At 55.2% G+C, this 3,269-nt stretch carries 3 protein-coding genes; all 3 read left to right on the top strand.

Annotated features, from left to right (window positions below; genetic code table 11):
- Positions 1-356 (top strand): FIST C-terminal domain-containing protein (locus AC2VLY_RS01680; RefSeq protein ID WP_486921672.1); only part of this gene is annotated, 356 nt, incomplete at its 5' end.
- A 72-nt stretch (positions 357-428) separates the two neighbouring features.
- On the top strand, positions 429-2,186 hold the full coding sequence (cydD, locus tag AC2VLY_RS01675; RefSeq protein WP_486892936.1) for a thiol reductant ABC exporter subunit CydD: 1,758 nt from the start codon (positions 429-431) through the stop codon (positions 2,184-2,186).
- Positions 2,179-3,269, top strand: a 1,091-nt coding sequence (locus AC2VLY_RS01670; protein ID WP_486921671.1) for an amino acid ABC transporter ATP-binding/permease protein, incomplete at its 3' end; no start/stop codon positions are given. The genes cydD and AC2VLY_RS01670, both read left to right, overlap by 8 nt.

Here is a 3,269-nt window from a genome sequence, read left to right as displayed (position 1 = left end):
TCCGCAATCTGATTGGTGTGGACACGGATCGTAAATTGATGGCGATTGGTGAATATGTGGAATCCGGTCAATCGCTGATGTTTTGCAAGCGCGATGGCACTACGGCCCGGGAAGATTTGTTGCGGATGCTGACAGACCTGAAGAAACTGGTGGCTGGTCGAAACATTCGCGGAGGCTTGTATTTTTCCTGTCTGGGCAGAGGTGAAGGGCTGTTTGGCCCCGATTCTGCGGAGTTGCGTCTGATTGAGGCGCATCTGGGCCATTTCCCGTTGGTTGGTTTTTTTGCGAATGGAGAAATTTCTCATGATAAAATATACGGTTATACCGGAGTGCTGACGCTTTTTCTGGGTGACTGAGGGCTGCATGGCGTCTGCAGGATGAGGAAAGTACTACGCTGTGCTAAAGTGCATCCAGTATATTAGAGGTTGATGATGGCGAAAGCGGAACGAATTGATCAGAGATTAATGCAGGAGGGGCGTCGGACTCGAGGCGCCCTGTATTTTGGCATAGGCTTGGGGCTGGCGGCTGGTCTGCTGATTATCCTTCAGGCTTTTATTCTCGCCCATATCATCAACGGCGTGTCATTCCAGGGCCTCAGTCTCGCAGCCGTGATGCCACTACTTTGGGCTTTGCTGGGGCTTTTTGTCCTGCGTGCCGCTTTATCCTGGGCGGGGGAGCTGGTGGCTTTTCGGGCCAGTGCCCGCATCAAAACCTATTTGCGCGAACAGTTGCTGAAGCACCTTTTGCAACTGGGGCCGGTGGCCATTGCCGGCGAACGCAGCGCTGATATCGCCAGCACCATGATCGAAGGTGTGGAGGCTTTGGAGCCTTACTTTTCCCGCTATTTACCACAAATGGCCCTGGTGAGTCTGATACCTCTGGCGATTTTGATTGTGGTATTTCCCGAAGACTGGATCAGCGGTTTGATATTGCTGATAACCGGCCCTCTGGTTCCTTTTTTCATGGTGTTGGTAGGTTATGCGGCCGAAGCGGTTAACCAGCGTCAGTGGCGAAAAATGCTGTTGATGAGCGCGCATTTCCTGGATGTGGTGCAAGGTCTGACCACGCTCAAGATTTTTGGTCGCGCCAAAGATGAAATCGAAATTGTGGCCAGAATTTCTGACGACTACCGACGCAGCACCATGGCGGGCCTGCGCGTTGCCTTTCTGACCTCGGCCGTGCTGGAGTTTTTTGCCAGCCTTTCCATCGCCCTGGTGGCGGTCTCGCTGGGCGCCAGACTGCTGCAGGTCCATGCCTCAGTCACCTTTTTTACCGCCTTTTTCGTCCTGCTCCTGGCACCGGAGTATTTTAATCCGCTGCGGGGGTTATCGACCCACTATCATGCCCGCATGAGCGCCATAGCGGCTGCCAAAAGAATTTTCGAAATACTGGACATGCCATTGCCGGAAAAGCCCCAGCAGGCTGTGGAATATTCGCCTTCTACTGAAATCAGTCTGTCGGTGCGCAATCTGCATTTTTCCTATGAAGCGGGACGCAGCGCACTGGAGGGCGTGAATGCCGAGTTTCCGGCGGGTAAAGTCACCGCTTTGGTGGGGGCCAGCGGTGCCGGAAAAAGCACCCTGGCCAGTGCCTTGCTGGGTTTTGTGCAAGCCAGTGAGGGCGACATTCTCGTCAATGGGCAGATGCCGCTGAATGCCATAGAGCCGGAACTCTGGTGGAAGCAACTGGCCTGGGTGCCGCAAAATCCCCGTCTTTTCCATGGCAGTCTGGGGGATAATATCCGGATCGGCCGCCCGGATGCAGATCTGACTGCACTGCGCGAAGCTGCGCAAAATGCCCACGCACTGGAGTTCATTGAAAACCTGCCTGATGGTTTTGAGACGATGATTGGTGATTTAGGCCAGGGGCTTTCTGGTGGGCAAATCCAGCGCATAGCGCTGGCGCGGGCTTTTCTTAAAAATCCGCCACTTTTCATACTGGATGAAGCCACTGCCAATCTCGATATGGAAAATGAATCACTGGTGCTGGATGCCATGCAAAAGTTAATTACAGGGCGCACAGCGATAGTCATCGCCCATCGTCTGGCCACGGCAGAACGGGCTGATCATATTATTGTCATGGATGCAGGCCGGGTGGCCGAAAGTGGAAGCCACCAGGAGCTGCTTGCAGCGGGCGGGGTGTATGCCCGTATGGTCGCTGCCTACCGGGGGGAAACCCATGTCTGATTACATTCGTCTTTTAAAACTGTTTTTCCCCTATAAGTTCTGGATGTTGGGTGGCGCTTTTCTGGCGCTGCTTACCATATTGTCCAACTTTGGATTGCTGGCGCTTTCCGGTTGGTTTCTGGCCAGTGCGGCACTGGCGGGCTTGGGTGGTTATGCCACGCTCAATTTATATAATTTTTTCCTGCCCGCTGCCGGAGTTCGGGCTTTTGCGACGACGCGGGTGATTTCCCGCTGGCTGGAGCGGGTGATCACCCACGAGGCCACCTTCCGGCTGCTGGCTCAACTGCGCAGCTGGTTTTACAGCCGTCTGGAGCCTCTGGCCCCGGCCGGATTACAGGGCTATCGCTCAGGAGACATCCTGTCCCGTCTGGTCGCCGACATAGACACCCTGAACAATTTTTATTTGCGGGTATTTACGCCATTTCTGGTAGCCGGAATGGCTACTGTGCTGATGTCCGGTTTTTTTGCCTTTTTTTCCTGGCGCCTGGCGATTGCCCTGTTTTTGTTCCTGGCTGTTTCCGGTCTGGTCCTGCCGTTCGTAGCTGAACGCCTGGGTGCCCGCAGTGGGGCGGAAATGACGGATTTGCAATCTGACTATCGGGTCCAGATTGTAGACGGCATGCAAGGTATGGGCGAGTTGCTCACTTACGGAGCCGGTCCCGAAATCCTGCGTCGCAGTCGTGCGCTCAACGATGCCATTTTGCAGAGACAGGCGAAAATGGCGCAGATCAGCGGGCTGGGCACTGCGGGCATGAGTTTTATGGGCAATCTGGCGATCTGGGTGATTTTGATTCTCGCCATCCCCCTGATCCACGGCGGCCATCTCGGGCCTTCCGATTTACCCATGTTTGCCTTGGGGGTAATGGGTTCCTTTGAAGCCATTGTCGCCTTGCCTCTGGCTTTTCAGTTTCTGGGCCAGACCCGGCAGGCAGCCCGACGGATTTTCTCGGTGGCAGACAGCGCCTTGCCCTTTCCCGATGCCAGTGGCCCGGCGCCCAAGGTGCAACAGCCTGATTTGCTGCTAAAGGATGTGCATCTGCGCTATCCCGGCGGGCAACAGGATGCCCTGGCAGGGTTGGATCT

It is taken from the genome of Acidithiobacillus sp. TH-A36 (assembly GCF_057473445.1).
The sequence above is the reverse complement of the archived record's forward strand: the minus strand, read 5'-3'. Positions and strand labels throughout refer to the sequence as shown.